Raw genomic sequence first — 18,609 nt, 5'->3', positions numbered from 1 at the left:
ATCCCTTACTGGCTTTTCAAATAAACACTGGGCTTAGTTCTGCACACCACCCAAGCAGGATAGAGACCCGCTAGCATCGCCGTACCTACGGCAATCGCTGGCGTGATGACCCACATACTTAGCGACAGATGGGTCAGTCCCTCCGCCACACCAAAGCGTGCCGACAAGCCATAGAGCGCCCCCCATGCCCATGCCAAGCCGAGTAATCCCCCAAACAAGCCTATCACGCCGACTTCGACCATATATTGCGAGAAGATCTGACTTCGACTGGCACCTATCGCCCGCCTGACACCCACCTCGGGAGCACGCTTGAGAAACTTAGTCAACATCAAACCCAAGATATTAACCAAGCAGACACTTAAGAACAGCACACTCAAACCCAGCAAGATTTTATTGTCTTCAGGCACCACATGATTACGTTCAAGCCAAGCATCCACGTTAGACAGCTGCGCAGACTCCTCTGGCAATTTACCATCGGTAAAACGGCCCAGCTCTTTCTGCTGCTCAACATATTGGCTTAAGTAACGCTTATAGGATTGGCGGTCTTCGGCCGTTGGCAGATCAACCCAATACTGTATCCAGACCTTCTCCGACCCCAATCTATCCTGATAGTCATCGAGGCGTTCGTACTTCCAACCAGACATATTCCCCCAGACAGAAAACTCTTCACTGGCGGTTAGCGAGAAGGGAATATAGATCTGCTCCGCCTTAGAGAAAGCACCACTGGTAGGATCATAATACTTAGGTTGCGGGTGCCAGTCGTCTATCACCCCGACCACCTGATAAGGTTTACGGTTAAGGTAAATCGTCTTACCAACACTGTTTTCCCCCCCAAACAGCTTTTGATTCAGTTTTTTACCTATCACAGCCTGAAAAGCCGCCTGTTCATCGACCGATTTGTCCCAGCTATTGCCATAGATAAACGGCACCTCAAACAGGTTAAAAAAGCCACTATCGGTAACCCGTACCCCATTTAACGAAGGTAAGATTTGCGGATCATCCGTCTGCACCGCCATACCACTGCGGAACATAGCTGCCTGCTCGTTTGCCACCTTGCCCTTACGCAGGTTCATCACGTCCTGATAGGTCACCTGTGAATGATAGTCAGCCCAAGAGTCGGGGCCCTGGCTCCATAGCTGCACCGTATTTAGCTGCTCGGCACGCTCGCCTGCTGGGTTAAAAGCCATCATGTTATACACGTTAAGCGTTGTGATGGTGATGCCTATCCCTACAGAGATGGCCAGCACCATAAGCAGGGATAATATTGGCGTCTTCTTGATGCTGCGCCAAGCAAGATCAACATAGTATAAAAACATCCTATCGCTCCTTAGCTCGCCGCTTGTTCCATCGTATCGACCTGATGGTTTTGACCACCCTGATAGAGGGTAAAGTCACATACCTGACCGTCGACAATCTGAATATTACGCTGAGCGCGTCGTGCCAGCTCAGGATCGTGAGTCACCATGATGATGGTGGTTCCCGCCTTGTTGATCGCTTCTAAAAGCTCCATCACCTGACGAGCCATCAGGCTGTCCAAGTTACCTGTTGGCTCGTCGGCGAGGAGAAATCTTGGTTCGCCAGCCAAGGCGCGAGCAATCGCCACCCTTTGCTGCTGACCACCGGAAAGTTGTGACGGTAGATGTTTCATGCGTGCGCCAAGTCCGACCTTTTCCAGCGCTTCCTTGACTCGACGTTGGCGCTCCTTGGCACTAAAGCCGCGATAGCGCAGTGGCACTTCGACATTCTCGGCCAAGTTAAGATCGGGGATCAGGTTAAAGCCCTGAAAGATAAAACCAATTTTTTCATTGCGTATGGCAGCCGCCTTGTTATCGTTCAGGTTAGAGATATTGACACCGTCGAGAAAATAATCCCCATGAGTAAACCCTTCTAATAGGCCGGCAATATTAAGAAACGTGGTCTTACCCGAACCCGATGGGCCTGTCACGGCAACAAACTCGCCCTCTTGCACCGATAGATTAAAATCGCGCAACGCATGGGTTTCCACTAAGTCCGTTTTAAACACCTTGTTGATATTTTTCATCGTTAACATGGTTTAAATTCCTTCAATTTTTCGCGTTATTCTGTCGGTTATTTCAGTAGCACTGTCAGTTGCGGTATCAGATACGTCAATAACCACTGGTTTGAATCATCGCCCACCTTGGCGACGTCGGGAAGTTGGTTTGTGTCGACAGGTTGGAACTGGCCTCCTGTCACTTCGATAATGTTCAGCCCTAGCAGCAACCAATCTGAGGCATCTTGGGTGTAGACTTGCGCCGCTACCAGCAAGAGCACTAAGGCGAGGGCTGCAATAAAACGCTCTGGATTCATAGTGATAATATTGCTTTTCATCGTATAGCCTTAGCGAACCAAAACTTGTTCGGCGTTATTAAACAGATCAATATTGGAAATCACCCACTGATCGCCCACCTCGCCACCTTCTAATACTTCTATGTGACTCATGCTGCGGGCTCCGAGTAGAATGTCGGTGCGCTGGGCAATCTCGCCTTGCATGCTATAGACCACGCGCCCTCCACCACTATTAACGAAGGTGCCACGCTTAACCATTAACACGTCCGGGCGGTTTTCTAGCAGCACTCGCGCCGATAGCCGCTGGTTCTGGCGCAGGTGTAGCGCTGCATCTTGCGCGAAGCGTACTCGGGTCGCCACCTCACGGTTATGTACCTCGGGTGAGATAGATGACAGCTTGCCCATCACCATCACGCCACCAATATTCAACTCGACATCCATGCCCAGTCCCAGTTCATCGGCATAACTTTCGGGGACAGCAAGCTCGGCCTCGAAGGCACTCAGATCCACCACTGTGAGTATGGGTTGACTCTGGTCGATACGGGCTTTTTGCTCGGTTAACCAATTACCTATGATGCCGCCAACGGGTGCGGTGATATTCAACGCCGCAACTTGACGCTCCAACTCTGCCACGACCAATGCCTGCCGACTCACCTCTGACGCCGTGTTCTGCAACTCGAAGCTTAGGGTGTCCTTCATCAACGCCGCTTCTTGCTTAGCATGAGCAAACTGCAATTTGGCCTTATGCAGCTCATCCTTATTCTTTTCGTAATCAATTTTTGAAATCAGATCGTTTTCAATCAGTTGATCGCCGCGGCGGCTCTCTCTATCGGCGGCGTCAAGATCCACCTTAGCCATATCCAGTGTCTGTTGGGCCTTAAGTTGCTCGCGACGGGCATCTAACTTGGCACGCTCTAGCGTACTCTTCATCCCCTCTAGTAAAGCTTCTTGCTGTTTAAGGCTATTTGTCAGGCCGTGACTCTCTATGGTCGCCACCACTTGTCCCTGCTCCACCTTGTCACCTGGATGAGCGATAAGGCTAACCGTGCCCTTTTCTGGGCTGTAAAGGATCGGCGCATTGGCAGCCACTATTTTCCCTGTCGCCGCGATATCTCGAACTAAGGTACCACGCTCTAAGGTGGCAAAACGCAGCTCACTGCGAGCGATAGACTCGCTCACGCTACTGCCACTAACACTGGCCCACACCAAGCCTGAAACCAAAAGCACGCCAGCACCGATAGTCACCGGCCATTTAATACGGCGTCCGAGTCTGGGCGCCACTTGCTTATCTTGTCCGCTGGTATCTTGAATCATTTCTCATCCTTAACTGTGTCCGTTAGCACAAAACCTCGCTATTTATTAACAGTGTTTACAATTGCCATGCCAAAACATGTAATCACATCAAAATCAACAGTTTAGAATTAATACTGGGTATATTGAGGAGGCGTAAATGTCCGCGGACACCTATAAGTGTCCGGTTATTGAGAGGCGAGTGTCCGATTCATGAGCGGGCAGTGTCCGTCTAACTGGAGTGAGCCAATCGGCTCAATTGGAGCAGGCGCTTTTGTGTTTACCCGAGCGCTTCCGAGAGCTTGTCTGAGTCATAGTGCTAACGCTCTAAGTGCATCACACTCAGCTCATTAGCGCCTATGTTCGGCCGTTAAAAGGCCTGAGCGAAAATGGCAAAGCTGCAGCCGGTGGCGGCAAACCATGAGAGTGAACGTAAGGTGCTTTTATCCAGCAGATACAAAATATGGTAAGCCACCCGCGCAATAATATGCCCCACAGCAAGTAACGCCACAGTGTCATTCACCTTATCTAGCGCTATTACGCACAACACCGACAAGCCAAAAATCAGCAGCGATTCAAAGGCATTTTGATGCCCAGCGACCGCTCGCGCACCAAAGCCGGTTAACTGCGCTTGCTGGGCTCTAGGCTGATGATTGTCATAGCCACCCAATTTTGCCATCGCTACCGCCACCGGCCCCTTGGCCAAATAAGGCAGTAACATGGCTAACAATAAACAAGTTAATAAAGTGGTCATGATGCATATTCCTTTTAGCAAATAACGGGCAAGGGGTTAGTCAGCGCACTTTATGAGCGCGCCTTATCCAGCGCTTGGCACAGCGCCTGGATACCTAGGATAGCGCGCGGCGCGGCGCGATGAAGTAAATCGGCATTAAGTTGATAAATGTGTTGCTGTTTTACCGCTGGGATCTCCTGCCAACTCGACCAGTCTACCCCATTAACATTGCCCTTATCTTGGCTTTGCAAAATCACCTGTGGCATCTTCAATAGCACGGCTTCGAGGCTCACCTGCGGATAGGCACTGGCTGCATCGGCAAACACATTTTCGCCATGACACACCTCGATGATCTGCTCTATCCAACTGCCTTTGGCCACCGTCATTAGCGGCGTCGACCATAACTGATAAAACACCTTTACCTGTGGCTTATCTTGATTTTGCTGTCGCAATTGTTGCAACTGCTGCAGATACTGGCTGGCCGCCTCTTGCGCCTGTGCCTCATGGCCGGTGAGCTGCCCCAATGCCAGTAAATCCTCTGCCACTGCGGTTAACGATTTAGGGTCGCTGTTATAAATGGGGTAGCCTAATTGGCTTAGACGCTCAATCTCTTCGGCCTTATTGCCACTGCCCCACACCACAATTAAGTCAGGGTTGAGCTCAATCACTCGCTCAATTTGAATCCCATAATAGCCACCGATGCGGGGGATCTGCTTTGCCGCCTCGGGAAAATCGGCGTGATCTGTGGTGGCGACAATATTATCACCCGCGCCAATGGCATAAAGCATCTCTACGCCATGGGGCGACAGGGCAATAATCTTGCTTGCCGGGGCCGCCAATGTTACGGTTGGCCAACTTAACAGCAGGGCTAACATCCACTTTTTTATCATTTTATTCTTATCCTTTAATCGCATCACTATCCTTTATACATCTTACGCTGCTTGTCAGGATATCCTCGGTCGCAAGCTGGAAACGGCTCATGGGGCTGCAACCTAAGCCTGACACAAACGACAACATACGTTCTTTTTCTGGCTCACGAGTATATCGCTATGCGCTCTGTGGGGGAATCCACCCGCCATCGACAGGGGATGTACGGCTAACGCTGTGGACGTTCAAACATGTCGCCGCGCTTGATATACCACAGGGCTGTACGCGCAAGGAAAAGTATGGCCACAAAAACTAAGCCTCTATGTATTTGCATGCTGGCTGTTGCACCTTAGGTGCCGATTGAAGCCTTGAGGAGATCGGTATTTGAAGATAAAAACAGTCCATGTAAGCAAGCTTAAATGGACTGCGTTCTAGTAAGGTCAGGGGTAGATCTAGGCTAGGTATTAGCGAGTTTAAGCCCTGCAATACCCGCACAGATCAGCGCTAAACTCACCAACTTAAGCACGTTAGCTGACTCACCAAACAGGTATATTCCTAAAATAGCAGTACCAACCGCGCCGATCCCCACCCATATAGCGTAGGCCGTACCGACAGGTAACGTTTTCAGGGCCAAACCTAGCATTAGAAAACTTGCAACCAATGAAAACACCGTACCGACCGTAGGCCAAAACTTCGTAAAGCCATCGGTATACTTCAAGCCAATTGCCCAACTAATCTCTAAAAGACCCGCGATAAATAAAATGATCCAGCTCATATGCACCTCTCAGTTAGTATTGGGGCCGTCCCCTAACGAAATTAGAGAGGTGAGGTCGTCCCCACTTCGGAGTGCATGGCGCCACATCGACTTTGATACGCGCTACTGCCTAACCAAAAGCATTATACATACCGCGAACACCAAACCCAATCGAGGATAATGTTAGGTATTGAGATCACGCTTACACCTTTGCTATGTTCGCTCTCGCTACTTGTCTAGAATGAGATCAAACCCTCCATAAATGAGTCGCTTACCATCAAAAGGCATTGGGCAATTTTCTGGATGCATTCTAGAATCTTGCATCATTTTCTGCCACCCCGTATCTCGAATGGCTTTAGACGGCCAGATAATCCATGAAAACACCACAGTCTCATTACTCTCGGCTTTCACCGCCATTGGAAATGAGGTGATTTCACCATCAGGCACATCGCTCCCCCACGTTTCAACAACCTTTAATGCGCCGAATTCTTTAAACATTTCCGCCGACATTTCTGCGTATTCAATATATTGTGCTTTATTTTCTGTAGGTACAGCCGCAACAAAACCATCAACATACGACATAGTTAAACTCCTTGTAATAAATGAGCAGAGTTATAACCATAGCTCAAAGACACGGGAGCACATAACGCCGTGCTCAGCAGCACGGCGCTGTATCAAGGAGCCAAGACAATGGGTAAAGTCGGATTTCGGTTTAGATGCTCTCTCATGCCTATATTTTGACAGGATAACGACTTGAAATAGCAATACGGTTCCATGTATTGATGACAATCGCAAGCCACTCAATGGCAGATATTTCTTCTTTCGAAAGTTGACTTGCTGCTTGCTTATAAATGGCATCAGGCAGTTGACCATCCCAGATCAGGGTGATTGCCTCTACAAGCTCCAACGCTGCACGCTCTTTTAGGGTAAAGTATTCAGTCTCTTTCCATGCGGCAACAACGGCGACACGATCAGCGGTCTCCTCGCTGGCAAGTGCGTCGCGCGCATGTAACCTGACACAAAAAGCACATTGATTTATTTGAGATGCACGCAAGCGCAAGAGATGCGAGAAACCTGTGGCAATCCCAGCATCAGTTATGGCGACAGAAGCAAGTCGATCAAGCTCAACGACTGCCTGATACAACGCTGGTGCCGACTTGCCAATATTCACTCGTTCAATCATGCGACCTCCTTACTTCTGTCTGACTCACATCCAATTTAACTGGACTATTAAGAATCGACTAAACCACATTCACAGACCAAGAACTTCATACGCCCGCATTAACCATCGCTTGCAGCGCTAATGACTAGCGACTTAGTCGAATAAAACTTCCTTAAAATGGGGATTATCAACGACAATCGTTAGCTTTGCCATCGAGTCTAAAACAACCAATAAATCATCGTGCTCAATCTTGAGTTTTATGCACTCTTCACCTTGATGATTTTTTGCGGTATCAATAGCTTTGCCTGTGAACACCTCCCCCGATTTTAATGTGATTTCGACAGGATAATTAAACAAGCAAACTATCTCTATGTAATCATAATTAGCGCAACTCATCATAAACCGCGTCCTGCTCACTTGGATAGAGTAGGCAGAATAACACCACTTTCAGGTACGTGTCCCCAATGCTAACCTTAGAGGCAACCGCCAAATGAAATTGCCCTTAAAAGAGCCAAACGGTGGACTTCAAGGTTAAGCCAAACAAGATTGAGCCCATGGATGGCGTCCACTTAACTTTTATCAGCTTTGATTAATTAGTGAATAGATCGAAAATATTACCTAAGGCACTCGTCTTACCGCGATAAAATTCGGTATAAGTACAGTTAGTGCAAATTACAGCGGTAAATTTTCGGTTTTGCATATCAAATATTTTAGACCAACCACTTCCCGTCGTTGCAATAGTATCCGTATCATAATCACAACAATCACATTTGGGGCATTTCCAATTTTTAGACATATTAATTCCTTTTTAATAAATGCTATCAAATAGATGCGCATCCGTTACCAATCAGTAACATAACTAAGTTACTAACCAATATCAATACACATTGTCATGCCCTACATCAGCAAATGCACTTTCAACGCCTATTGTTATTTATGGATAAGGAAAACGGTTTATTTGAGTCTAAATAGTGAGTGTTATGATGCGGATGGCAAACTCTTTTGGCTAGAGCATTAACTATGCCTGTCTATGTATTCGCTGCTAGATGTGTTGCTGCTCATCGCTATGCTGGCAGAAATTGCCTTATGGCTAATTGGTATCGTTGCCTTACATCTAGGCTGGCAAAAACACTTTCAGGCCAACACCATTCGGCACCGGCCTGTGCTGTCGATTGTCAGATTGGGGAAAGAGGTTCGGCGGAGGGAAAGCTATCAAATAACAGCGCAGCATTTACGCTGGGCAATGCATGAATACATCAAGTTGGTTCACACTGCTGGGAGACCTGAATTATGAGGGGATCCCCCAGCGCCGCGATAAGGGGCGGCGTAGCCGTCCCGTAGAAGCCGCGTATTTTTGCGGCTATAACGTACTTAATTGCCTTGTATGTTACTTTTTATCAGTAACAGCACTAATGCCTCGAATAGTAAAACGCTTTGAATATAGTGGAGATTCGTAGTGTACCTTTGTGACTTTGACCGCTGATGCTATAAGAGCCTCAATAGCCGTAGCTAAACCTTCTTCTTTGTATGCTATGGACGCGTCATTGGTGGTATAAGGCAAATCTGGATTAGTTGTTGTGCAGTCCACTTGAGGGTGCTTGATATCCTTGAGGTATGCATGAAATGCATCCTGAGCAATGGCTAAGCCAAACTCGCGCCAAGCATATTTTTTGCCCCAATAATATCCATCGGTAGCCGTATGGCTAACCCGTTGATCATTCTTTGCCTTATTTGATACGTGCCTTTCTTTTGAGTATTGCTTCGAATACAAATAGCTAAGCATAGGGTTGACTTCATTATTTTTAGACATGCAGGATAGCTCTATTATGTTGTTGCCATCTGCGTCGTTGTAATAGCCAATATTGTACCGCTCACCTTCCTCTACTTCAGGAGTGCCATTAGCAATAAATTGATATCGTGTGTTAGTTGTTTTTGGCTTGAAGTGGTGAAGAAATTTACCATCCCCCATATCTTCAATTGTGTAATCTGAAACAATTACGTCATGGATTGTTTTTAATTCTCTAGATTTCATGTGATCTCCATTTCTGTGAAAACATAACGCTGTGAATCGCCACTGTTTTAAGCGACTAGTAATAGCTTGCTAAAATATGAAACGAAGTGGAACCGAGCAAACTGTTACTAGTCCGACTTGAAAACCCTTGTTAGGCGTGACCTACACGCCCAATTAAAAACGCTCCGATACAAATAAGTACCCACAGAGCGCCAAATATTGGCTCCCATTTTCTCTCTTTGAGGCCAGAAAAAACTAAGTGAATGGCAAAAGATGAGAAAACATAAACAACATAAGCCATTAAGGCCAGAGGAGCTGCTACCACCAATAAATATAAAAGTGTAACAAGATCACCTGATCTTTCAGAAAACTCTTGAAGTGGGAGTATAGTGAAAGCTGATACACAGCCAAGGCAGTACCAAAATTGGAAAAAGTATTTTTCGTAGATTGATTCCATATCACCGGACTCCTTGTCTGCCTAACGTCTTAGTATTTATGCGTTGCGCTGTCTGCAAGGCATAAATCGCTTGCTGGACTTGCCGCTGCCACATCCATGTATTTGGTATGCATTATGCTATAGGAGTTTGCTTTTCTGTGGTAGTCGTTTTTTTGAGCTTAGGTAAGGTCATCAATTGGTCTTCTTAAGTATTTTTATATTTCATTAGCACCTCTTCACGGCAAAGACTCGTGATTAACCGTGCTTTTTAGACCATTCATGCCACTAAGGCCGCAGACCTTTGCCTCACTGATGTTCATAGCAAGGTCTTACTGAATCTACGGAGATTGATTAATCATGAAAGTTGTTTTTTCTCTCTGTTCTCTCGCGAGCATCGAACGTGGCAAACGCTTGTTAGCTTTTGAACTAGTGACTCACACCAAATGAAGCTAAATCGAAGAGATAGAATATTCCAGTGTAAGCGCGGTTTTGGCCTTCGAAATCATGGATGATTTCGCAGAGCCCACAAGGATGTGCTCGCGGCGTGCCAAAAAAGTGCTTGCACATTCCTCGCCGGACAGGCGATTAGTAAAAGCGAAGGTTCGACCTTCAAACACACTTAACAAATAAGATGCGGCCAAACGATACTAAAGTTAATCCCCCAAATGCTACCCCTTCATTCCAAGACCAGCACATTTTGGGGCAAAAGCACGTTAGCTTTTAACTCTGAATTCACACCAAATGCAGCCAAATCGAAGAAACGTTCGATACCAAGTGTAAACGCGGCTGCGGCCTTTGCCAGCAGGGATGCTGGCGTAGAGCCCACAGGGATTGTGCTTGAACAACGTCCATGTCTAAAAGCCAGTTCGGCGTCCATGCCTCTCGTTCGTTAGCGCGAAGCTACGTTTCACTCACCGTGTCGCAGAAGTGTTTGCACATAAGCTCACCGCAGGTGATAGATTGCCATTAAGGTGCGTCTTCAAAGCACATCAATAAATAAAAATGCAGCCAGCCGCTACTCAAACAAATGTCATCGTTCTTCATTCCAAGACCAGCACACTTTGGGGCAAAAGTACCTTAGCCTTTAATTCACTAGTCCAAACATCTCTCTAACTTAATAATCAAATCCGATTTGCGCTTTTACTCCGGCCTCAAAGGCATGTTTTATCGGCTGCACTTCGCTCACAGTATCGGCTAACTCAATAATGGCGCGATGGCACGCCCTGCCAGTGATAATCACATGCTGCATCGGCGGCCTATTTTTAAGAGCCTCAAGAACGCGCTCGAGCTCAATATAGTGATAGCTCACCATGTAGGTCAGCTCATCGAGTAAAATAATGTCGATACTGTCGTCTTTAAGCAAGGTTTCGGCCGCTTCCCAAGCGCTTTGCGCCGCGGCGGTGTCTTTGGCTTTATCTTGTGTCTCCCAAGTAAAGCCTGTGCCCATGACATGAAACGCAACCCCGACTTTTTCTAATACGGCGCGTTCACCACAGGGCCAATTGCCCTTGATAAACTGCACCACGGCGGCTTTTTTGCCGTGACCCACTGCGCGGGTAATATTGCCAAAGCCGCCTGTTGACTTGCCTTTGCCGTTACCGGTTAACACTAACAGCACGCCCTTTTCCGTTTGCGCCTGAGCAATTTTGGCATCGACCGCCGCCTTCACTTTTTGTTGGCGCGCCTTATGACGCTCGGCTTTATCCTGCTCTCTGCTGTCGTGATCGCGCTCAGGGCTGTTATCAGTGCTGCTCTGGTGATTGTTTTCACCCTTGGTAATATCCGTCATCATCTTTGTCTCTTGTGTGGTATCGCCGTGATGTAACGGCTTGTAATTGGGTTAATTTTTAAAGCTAATACTCAGCTCACCTTACTTATATTGGGCTCATTTTATACTGGGCTTAGACGTTAGCGATAAGCTGCTGCAGCCTGTCCATGTCCATATTTTCGGCCAACATATCGGCTAAGCGATCTAACTGTTGCTGCCTAAGCTCATCGATATCGATGGCGGGGGCGTGGGTCATTCCCGCCCAGCGCAGCAGTAGCTGGCACGCCTTGGGCTGATCAAAAATGCCATGCAGATAGGTGCCCAATATCTGCCCATCGACGGATAAATAGCCATCTTCGATATCAACCCCATGATTGCCATCATCGGCGCGCAGATGCAGTAGGCTTTGCCCCTGGCCTAAATGTTGGGATTGACCACAGTGGATCTCATACCCACTCACCTTGGCTTGTTCGCCTAGCAAATTCAATACGCCCGATACCTGTGCCAAACGCTTAGTGGCGGTTAATTCGGTGACCAGCGGCAAAAGCCCCAGCCCCTGACTCTCGCCGGCCTCGCCCTCGACACCTAACGGATCGTCAATGGCCAGCCCCAGCATCTGATAGCCGCCGCAGATCCCAATGACCTTGCCGCCATACCTAAGATGAGTTTGCAGCAATGTGTCCCAGCCATTACCCAGCATAGTCGCTAAATCTTGGCGCACGCTCTTGCTGCCGGGTAAAATAATCAGATCCGCTTGGGGCGCCGTGCCATCAAACGCAGATGTGACGGTTAAATAACTAAACTCAATATCAGGGTGTAAGCGCAAGGCATCGAAATCGGTATGATTGCTAATGCGCGGCCACACCAATACCAACACCTTAAACTTAGGGTGAGTAGATTTTTGCGGCGCGACCATTAGGGCATCTTCGGCGTCCAGATAAAGGTCATTGAGATAAGGCAGTACCCCTAATACAGGTTTATTGATCTCAGCTTCTAGCCAATCTAATCCCGATTGCAGCAGGCTAATGTCGCCGCGAAAACGGTTAATCACCACCCCTTTAATTCGCGCACGCTCGGAGTCGGACAACAAGGCCAAGGTACCAACGATATGGGCAAACACGCCGCCTTTATCGATATCGGCGATCAAGATAACCGGGCAATCGACCGCTTCGGCAAAACCCATGTTGGCAATGTCGCCCTCACGTAGATTGATCTCTGCTGGGCTCCCCGCCCCCTCGACCATGACGAGCTCATACTGCGCCGTTAACCTTGATAGCGAGTCGAGCACAGCTGCCATCGCCTTGGTGCGATACCCTGCGGCATTTTTGCCAAAATAGGCTTGACCGTCCATATGGGAAAGGGCTTTACCTTGCACTATCACCTGCGAGCTGGTGTCGGAACTTGGCTTTAATAAAATAGGATTAAAATCGGTGTGCGGTGCTAAGCCACAGGCCACCGCTTGCAACGCCTGCGCGCGGCCAATCTCACCACCATCGGCGGTCACCGCGCTGTTTAGCGCCATATTTTGCGGCTTAAAGGGCGCCACCTTGACCCCGTTACGGGCAAAGTAACGACACAGGCCAGCCACTAAGGTGCTCTTGCCCGCATCTGATGTGGTGCCTTGCACCATCAAGACGTTGGCCACGGCTTTATTTTGCATAGCATTGTTATTGGATTGACTCATCGTCTCATCATCTTATTGTTTATCCCTTTAAGCGCATCGGCAGGCCAGCGGTGACTAAGGTCACCTCATCGGCAAGGGCCGCTATCGCCTGATGCAACCAACCGGCTTCATCGACAAAGCGCCGGCTCAGGGGATCGGCTGGGACTATGCCGCTGCCCACCTCATTGGAGATTAAAATAACATCGCCCGGGAGCGCCGTAAGGGTTGCCAGCAACTGCGCCTTCACCTGCGGCCAGTCGTGCTCGTCGCTGAGCAACTGATTGGTCAGCCACAAAGTAAGACAATCGACTAAGATCACCTGCTTAGCGTGAGCCTGCTGAGCCAAACATTCACTTAAATCCAGTGGACACTCAAGCATGCGCCACGCAATCTCATCGCCCGCACGCTCGGCTTGATGACGTGCAATCCGCGCCCTCATCTCATCGTCAAAGGCCTGGGCAGTGGCGATAAATAACGCCTCGGCGCCGCGGGCAACATAGTGCGATACCAACGCCACACCATGGCTGGATTTACCACTGCGCGCGCCACCTAATACCAAATGGATCATAGGGTGATGGCCAAGATAAACAGGTAACAGGTAAGCTCTGCCACCTGCTGCGCCGCGCCTAAGGTATCGCCCGTGTAGCCACCAATTTGACGCCTAAAACCGCGGATAAGCAGGTAACGCACCAGCAACAGCAAGGCGCACAAACTCAGCGCATTGGCGATGCCCGCCATCCATAAGGTGATCACTCCGCTGGCCAGCAATATCAGCAACTCATTGACGGTTTGCGATTGTGCCAGCGGCTTACTCTTACTGCTGGCATCTTCACGCACATAAGGCTCAGAAAAAATCAGCGACGCCGCCACGACTCGGCTAAGGCAATGGGCCACTATCAGCGCCGCCGCCACTAAATCGGCCTGATACAGAGCGATTTCGCTGAGCAGCACAAACTTAAACAACAGCGCAAACACTAAGGCCAACACGCCATAGGTGCCGATCCGCGAGTCTTTCATGATGTTGAGCTTATCTGCCAGCGTCCAGCCACCGCCAAAACCGTCGGCGGTATCGGCGAGGCCATCTTCATGAAAGCCGCCAGTCACCAGCACACTGGTTACCATCGCCAAGATGATGGCAACGCTGCTGGGCAGCACCATGCTGGCCAGCGTATAAACCAGCGCGCTTATCGCGCCTACCAGCACGCCCACCAAGCCAAAGTAACGGCTCGCCTGATTGAGCCGCTGGCTGTTAACCTCGACCCAGCGAGGCATAGGAATGCGGGTAAAAAAGCCCATGGCAATCAAAAATAGGCTTAACTCTTTCTGCAGCATCGGCTTCACTCCCGTCCGCTTGCCCTGTTAGTGCAATGTTCTAAATCGCTGGTTAAATGGATTAAATCGCGATGCCTACATCTTGCAGGCTCGCCATCTCGTTATAAAACGCCGCAGCAGCGCGCACTAACGGTAAGGCCAGCGCCGCCCCTGTGCCTTCACCTAAACGCATCTCTAACTGTAATAGCGGCTCAGCTTGCAGATGTTGCAGCATCAACTGATGCCCAGCCTCATCTGATTGGTGGGCAAAAATCATGTAATCACGCGCCGCTGGGGCGATGGTCACCGCCAGTAGTGCGGCTGCGGTGGCAATAAAGCCATCGACCAAGATCAGCATTTTCAGCTCGGCCGCCGCCAACATGGCACCGGTCATCTGCACAATTTCAAAGCCGCCCAGCGCCGCCAATATCTGCTGTGGTGTGTTTAATTGCCCTTGATGCAGCTGTAAGGCTTGAGTGATTAAGGCCTGTTTACGCTGCAAGGTTTCGCTGTCGATACCAGTGCCGCGCCCAACACAAGCGGCGACATCCACAGGTAAGAGCGCCGCCATAATCGCCGCCGCCGAGGAGGTATTGCCAATGCCCATCTCGCCAAAAGCAATGAGATTAGTGCCATTGTCATGATGCAAGGCCACCCGCGCCTTCGCCATAGCAAAGCCTTGCTCAACACTGGAAGCTGACATGGCCGCCTCGAGATGAAACGCGCGCGTGCCGGCGCCAAGGCGCTGATCGATAAGTGCCTCATGGCCTGTAACTGGATGGGCTATACCACAATCGATCACCTCCATCTCAAAGCCTGCTTGGGCACAAAACACATTGATGGCCGCGCCGCCATGCAGAAAATTAAGCACCATCTGGGTGGTCACTTCGCTAGGGGCAATCGACACGCCCGCGCTGGCAATACCGTGATCGCCGGCAAACACCAGCAGCTTAGGCTGCTTAATCGTCGGACACGTTGCCCCCAGCACCTGCGCCACTTGCAGCGCCAAGGGTTCGAGTCGGCCCAATGCGCCTAAAGGCTTGGTTTTACAATCGATTTTTTGCTGAATCTCGCCATCAAATTGGTGGTTCACCGGCGTTACGCTAAACATGGGTTATATCCTTAACGGGACTGCAGCTGGCCTCGCCTTTAGCCGCGGCGCTTGCTGCCTAAAATAAACAAGAAAAACACACTGCCGATCACCGCGGTAATAATGCCGATAGGCAGCTCTTGGTAACTCAGCAAGCAACGGGCTAATACATCGACCCAGATCATAAATAGCCCGCCCACCACCCCTGTGGTCAACAAGGCGAAGCGACCAGGCAGCAACAGGCGCACCATATGCGGGATCATCAAACCCACAAAGCCGATTCCGCCACAGTTAGCCACCAGCACGGCTGTAATTAACGAGCACAAAAGCAACATGGCTAGGCGCAGGCGCTGCACATCGATCCCTAACGTGTGGGCGGTTTCATCACCGGCTTTCATGGCAACTATCTGGCGTTTAAACAGCAAGATGATCACAGTTGCGCCTGCCACCACCAACAAGGGCAGCCCCAAGCCAGACCAACTGGCCTTGGCAAAACTGCCCAAGCTCCAAAACAGCACAGAGGCGGCCGCCTGAGGGCCCGAAAAATAGAGTAATAAACTGGTAAGCGCACCAAACATAAAGGAGATCGCCACCCCAGAAAGCAGCATGCGCTCGATTTGAGTGCTCATGGCGCGGCCGCACAAGGCCAATACCATCAGCACTGCGAGACTGGCGCCAATAAAGGCGCCCATCGGCAGGCTGACGCTGCCAAGCCATGATATGGATAAGGCGTTCGATAGCGCGCCCGCACCGCCAAACAGGGTAAGCACCACTACGGCACCAAAGGAGGCGCCAGAAGAGATGCCAAACAGATAAGGGTCGGCCAGTGGATTGCGGGTCACAGTTTGCAGCACGGCGCCGGCGATGGCTAAACCAAAACCGGCGATAAACGCCAGCACGATGCGCGGCATCCGCAGCTCCATCACAATGCGGGCGGTGACGCTGCTTGGACGCTCGCCGCCAAGGGTGGCCAGCACCACATCGACCACTTGGTTAAAGTCGATGTGCGCCGCACCAAAACTGGCGGCTAACAGCGGCGTCATTAGGCTTAATACCCCAAACCCTGTGACCAATAGCAGGCCGCGCCAAAGACGCTCGCTGGCCAATAATCCGGGCGAGCGCATCATGGCGTCTCCCCTTGGGTGACATTATGGTAGCCATAAAAGTAATTAATTTGCGGATTACCGTGTTGGGGGTGCGGGCTCACTTGGCAGCACACCTCAAAGACCTCTGCAATACGCTGCTCGGTCAACACCTCATTGGGGCGGCCTTGGGCAACTGCGTGGCCTTGGTCGAGCAGCAGCAATTGGTCACACAGGGCGCTGGCTAAATTAAGGTCATGGATCGAGATAACCACCGTCATCTCTAAGCTACGCAGTAGCTCTAAGATCTGTATTTGATAACGGATATCTAAATGATTGGTGGGCTCATCGAGGATCAACAACTTGGGCTTTTGCACTATGGCACGGGCGATCAACGCCCGTTGTTTCTCGCCGCCAGAAAGTTGCTCATACCCTTGGTCGGCCAACGCGGTTAAACCTACTGTGGCTAAGGCGCGACGCACCTCGTGCTTGTCTTGGTCGCTGGTGAGCGAAAACGCTCCCTTATGGGGCGTCAGCCCTAACGCCACTAGCTGCGCCGTGGTCATGTCAAAATAGTGCGGCGTGTCTTGCAGCACCACCGCCACTTGCTGGGCAAAGGATCGCGCCGAAAAGTCGCTCACCGCTCGGCCAAATAAAGTGATATCGCCTTGGCTTGGGGTCAAATAACGATATAGACAGCGCAGTAAGGTGGATTTGCCGGCGCCATTAGGGCCGATGATCCCCAGCATTTGACCTTGGGGCAGTTCGACACTGACATCAGCCAAAATGGCGCGCTCGCCCACGCGCCAACTAAGGTGTTGGGCAGATAACGCCATAGGGATTGACGTCACAGGCTCACCATCCAAGCCGCAAAGCAATAGGGTAAAATGTGTTGCGACCGCGTAGGTGTCGACCTGTCGCTGTCAAGCGGGGCTAACGCCCCAAGTCGGTTGTTCATCTTTAGCTCCCTCAAGTCACCCGCTTGAGTCATTAGGCTATAGCATAAGGCAGGTATCCTGACTTGTGGTTGCAGACAAGGCCAATTGCCTTACTCAACACACTCACAGTTGCGGGTACAGTTTGGGCTGATGACCTTAGGTCACTCCCCAATTCCCTATTAAGTTTGAGTTACTCGACCCACGTTAAGTGAGTCGCTGCTCAACACCTTACGCTCGGCGTCATCTGTATGCTAGACACCTAAAATTGTTGGCTATTATGCGGTATTTCCCCTAGGAGGCAAACCACCTTTTGTATTTGCCGCACTGGTTAACGACAAACGCTGATAACTAACGCCCCAACATTGAGCTTAACCATTAACTCCAATGCAAGCGCCAATAGCCTTTACCATCGTTATCGACCAAGTGGCTTAACTTAACCACACTGCCATAATCGAGACTTAACTGGGTATAGAAGCCAACTTCGCCGCGGATCCCCAGCGCCAGCCCCATCAAATGGCGGATAACCCCACCATGGGTGATAAGCAGCAGGGTATTGCCACTGTGCCTATGTAACACTTGCTCGATACAGGTCTCGATACGCTGCTCAAAGGCATCTAGCGGCTCACTGCCTGGCAATGGCGCGCGCCAAGGATCTTGCCAGTAGGCGTTAAGCGCCTCGCTATGCTCAGCGAACAAGGTATCAATCATCTCACCGTCCCAGTCGCCAAAGTCAATCTCCATCAAACCCGCCTCGACATGGCAAGGTAACTGCTTTTTTTTAGCGTAATACTCGGCAAACCCTTGGCAGCGGCTTAGGGGGGAGGTCACCAGCGCATCTATCGTCTCGGGTAATTTAGTCGCACAGGCCAGTTGCATCTGGGCAAATCCCAGCTCACTCAAAGGTAGGTCGCTTCGGCCTCGCAACACATTGCCGCCCTCGCACTGACCATGGCGCATTAAATAAAAAATCGTTTGTGTCATTGGCTTACCTTGATATTTGTCATGCCGTGGCAGCATACGCCGAGACAAGGCGACAATGCAATATGGTTCACACTGCCCCGCGGGCTGCAATTGTGCCAAAATAAACATCACCCACAGGCTAAGCGGCAGCCTATAAGCCACTGGGCTAACGAGGGGGGAAAACTGATACTCTTTTGACTTGCCCTAAGCCTAATAAGTCGCTTACTATAGCAATCA

22 protein-coding genes, 1 pseudogene and 1 riboswitch are annotated in these 18,609 nt (G+C 50.1%); of the genes and pseudogenes, 1 reads left to right on the top strand and 22 read right to left on the bottom strand.

Annotated elements, in window-relative coordinates:
- Nucleotides 1–5: 5 nt before the first annotated feature.
- The 11 genes from DN599_RS09190 to DN599_RS09140 form a co-directional block, all read right to left on the bottom strand.
- Nucleotides 6–1,316, bottom strand: coding sequence for an ABC transporter permease (locus tag DN599_RS09190; protein WP_110457308.1), 1,311 nt, complete (start codon nucleotides 1,314–1,316; stop codon nucleotides 6–8).
- Nucleotides 1,317–1,327: 11 nt separating this feature from the next.
- On the bottom strand, nucleotides 1,328–2,050 hold the full coding sequence (locus DN599_RS09185; protein WP_110457307.1) for an ABC transporter ATP-binding protein: 723 nt from the start codon (nucleotides 2,048–2,050) through the stop codon (nucleotides 1,328–1,330).
- A gap of 38 nt (nucleotides 2,051–2,088) precedes the next feature.
- On the bottom strand, nucleotides 2,089–2,349 hold the full coding sequence (locus DN599_RS09180; RefSeq protein ID WP_110457306.1) for a hypothetical protein: 261 nt from the start codon (nucleotides 2,347–2,349) through the stop codon (nucleotides 2,089–2,091).
- A gap of 9 nt (nucleotides 2,350–2,358) precedes the next feature.
- Nucleotides 2,359–3,621 (bottom strand): efflux RND transporter periplasmic adaptor subunit, encoded by a 1,263-nt coding sequence (locus tag DN599_RS09175; RefSeq protein WP_110457305.1) that lies wholly within the window; start codon nucleotides 3,619–3,621, stop codon nucleotides 2,359–2,361.
- Nucleotides 3,622–3,967: 346 nt separating this feature from the next.
- Nucleotides 3,968–4,351, bottom strand: coding sequence for an MAPEG family protein (locus tag DN599_RS09170; protein ID WP_110457304.1), 384 nt, complete (start codon nucleotides 4,349–4,351; stop codon nucleotides 3,968–3,970).
- 50 nt (nucleotides 4,352–4,401) lie between these two features.
- On the bottom strand, nucleotides 4,402–5,220 hold the full coding sequence (locus DN599_RS09165; RefSeq protein ID WP_110457303.1) for a cobalamin-binding protein: 819 nt from the start codon (nucleotides 5,218–5,220) through the stop codon (nucleotides 4,402–4,404).
- Nucleotides 5,221–5,654: 434 nt separating this feature from the next.
- Nucleotides 5,655–5,972 (bottom strand): quaternary ammonium compound efflux SMR transporter SugE, encoded by a 318-nt coding sequence (gene sugE, locus DN599_RS09160; protein WP_110457302.1) that lies wholly within the window; start codon nucleotides 5,970–5,972, stop codon nucleotides 5,655–5,657.
- 207 nt (nucleotides 5,973–6,179) lie between these two features.
- Complete coding sequence (locus tag DN599_RS09155; protein ID WP_110457301.1) at nucleotides 6,180–6,533, bottom strand: DUF1428 domain-containing protein; 354 nt, start codon at nucleotides 6,531–6,533, stop codon at nucleotides 6,180–6,182.
- Between the two features lie 148 nt (nucleotides 6,534–6,681).
- Nucleotides 6,682–7,134, bottom strand: a complete 453-nt coding sequence (locus DN599_RS09150; protein ID WP_110457300.1) for a carboxymuconolactone decarboxylase family protein — start codon at nucleotides 7,132–7,134, stop codon at nucleotides 6,682–6,684.
- Between the two features lie 132 nt (nucleotides 7,135–7,266).
- Nucleotides 7,267–7,509 carry a Rho-binding antiterminator gene (locus tag DN599_RS09145; protein ID WP_275426006.1) on the bottom strand — a complete coding sequence of 81 codons (243 nt, stop codon included), beginning with the start codon at nucleotides 7,507–7,509 and terminating at the stop codon, nucleotides 7,267–7,269.
- 193 nt (nucleotides 7,510–7,702) lie between these two features.
- Entirely contained in the window at nucleotides 7,703–7,909 is a 207-nt protein-coding gene (locus DN599_RS09140; protein ID WP_110457298.1) for a zinc ribbon domain-containing protein, read from the bottom strand.
- A 249-nt stretch (nucleotides 7,910–8,158) separates the two neighbouring features.
- On the opposite strand from DN599_RS09140, the pseudogene DN599_RS09135 reads away from it, so the two are divergent.
- A pseudogene (locus DN599_RS09135) lies at nucleotides 8,159–8,407 on the top strand (IS4 family transposase); the annotation flags it as partial.
- 93 nt (nucleotides 8,408–8,500) lie between these two features.
- Here the strand turns inward: DN599_RS09135 and DN599_RS09130 are convergent.
- From DN599_RS09130 to DN599_RS09080, 11 genes are all read right to left on the bottom strand, one after another.
- On the bottom strand, nucleotides 8,501–9,145 hold the full coding sequence (locus tag DN599_RS09130) for a hypothetical protein (protein WP_110457297.1): 645 nt from the start codon (nucleotides 9,143–9,145) through the stop codon (nucleotides 8,501–8,503).
- Between the two features lie 130 nt (nucleotides 9,146–9,275).
- Entirely contained in the window at nucleotides 9,276–9,581 is a 306-nt protein-coding gene (locus DN599_RS09125) for a hypothetical protein (RefSeq protein ID WP_110457296.1), read from the bottom strand.
- Nucleotides 9,582–10,236: 655 nt separating this feature from the next.
- On the bottom strand, nucleotides 10,237–10,437 hold the full coding sequence (locus tag DN599_RS09120) for a hypothetical protein (RefSeq protein WP_110457295.1): 201 nt from the start codon (nucleotides 10,435–10,437) through the stop codon (nucleotides 10,237–10,239).
- Between the two features lie 237 nt (nucleotides 10,438–10,674).
- Entirely contained in the window at nucleotides 10,675–11,352 is a 678-nt protein-coding gene (cobO, locus tag DN599_RS09115; protein ID WP_420820858.1) for a cob(I)yrinic acid a,c-diamide adenosyltransferase, read from the bottom strand.
- 109 nt (nucleotides 11,353–11,461) lie between these two features.
- The gene (locus DN599_RS09110; RefSeq protein WP_110457294.1) at nucleotides 11,462–13,012 is read right to left on the bottom strand and encodes a cobyric acid synthase; all 1,551 of its coding nucleotides are present in this window, start codon (nucleotides 13,010–13,012) and stop codon (nucleotides 11,462–11,464) included.
- A gap of 19 nt (nucleotides 13,013–13,031) precedes the next feature.
- Complete coding sequence (gene cobU, locus DN599_RS09105) at nucleotides 13,032–13,559, bottom strand: bifunctional adenosylcobinamide kinase/adenosylcobinamide-phosphate guanylyltransferase (protein WP_110457293.1); 528 nt, start codon at nucleotides 13,557–13,559, stop codon at nucleotides 13,032–13,034.
- Nucleotides 13,556–14,323 (bottom strand): adenosylcobinamide-GDP ribazoletransferase, encoded by a 768-nt coding sequence (locus tag DN599_RS09100; protein WP_110457292.1) that lies wholly within the window; start codon nucleotides 14,321–14,323, stop codon nucleotides 13,556–13,558. The genes cobU and DN599_RS09100 overlap by 4 nt, the downstream gene beginning before the upstream one ends.
- Before the next feature lie 61 nt (nucleotides 14,324–14,384).
- A complete protein-coding gene (gene cobT, locus DN599_RS09095) occupies nucleotides 14,385–15,413 on the bottom strand; it encodes a nicotinate-nucleotide--dimethylbenzimidazole phosphoribosyltransferase (protein ID WP_110457291.1) in 1,029 nt (342 codons plus the stop codon).
- Nucleotides 15,414–15,451: 38 nt separating this feature from the next.
- Nucleotides 15,452–16,516, bottom strand: a complete 1,065-nt coding sequence (locus tag DN599_RS09090) for a FecCD family ABC transporter permease (protein ID WP_420820863.1) — start codon at nucleotides 16,514–16,516, stop codon at nucleotides 15,452–15,454.
- Complete coding sequence (locus DN599_RS09085; protein ID WP_110457289.1) at nucleotides 16,516–17,310, bottom strand: ABC transporter ATP-binding protein; 795 nt, start codon at nucleotides 17,308–17,310, stop codon at nucleotides 16,516–16,518. The genes DN599_RS09090 and DN599_RS09085 overlap by 1 nt, the downstream gene beginning before the upstream one ends.
- A 153-nt stretch (nucleotides 17,311–17,463) precedes the next feature.
- Nucleotides 17,464–17,634, bottom strand: a riboswitch (cobalamin riboswitch).
- A 153-nt stretch (nucleotides 17,635–17,787) separates the two neighbouring features.
- Nucleotides 17,788–18,393 carry a histidine phosphatase family protein gene (locus DN599_RS09080; RefSeq protein ID WP_162599184.1) on the bottom strand — a complete coding sequence of 202 codons (606 nt, stop codon included), beginning with the start codon at nucleotides 18,391–18,393 and terminating at the stop codon, nucleotides 17,788–17,790.
- Nucleotides 18,394–18,609: the final 216 nt, after the last annotated feature.

Origin of the sequence: Shewanella algidipiscicola, from assembly GCF_900380485.1 — a bacterium.
Lineage (GTDB): Bacteria > Pseudomonadota > Gammaproteobacteria > Enterobacterales > Shewanellaceae > Shewanella > Shewanella algidipiscicola.
The sequence above is the reverse complement of the archived record's forward strand: the minus strand, read 5'-3'. Positions and strand labels throughout refer to the sequence as shown.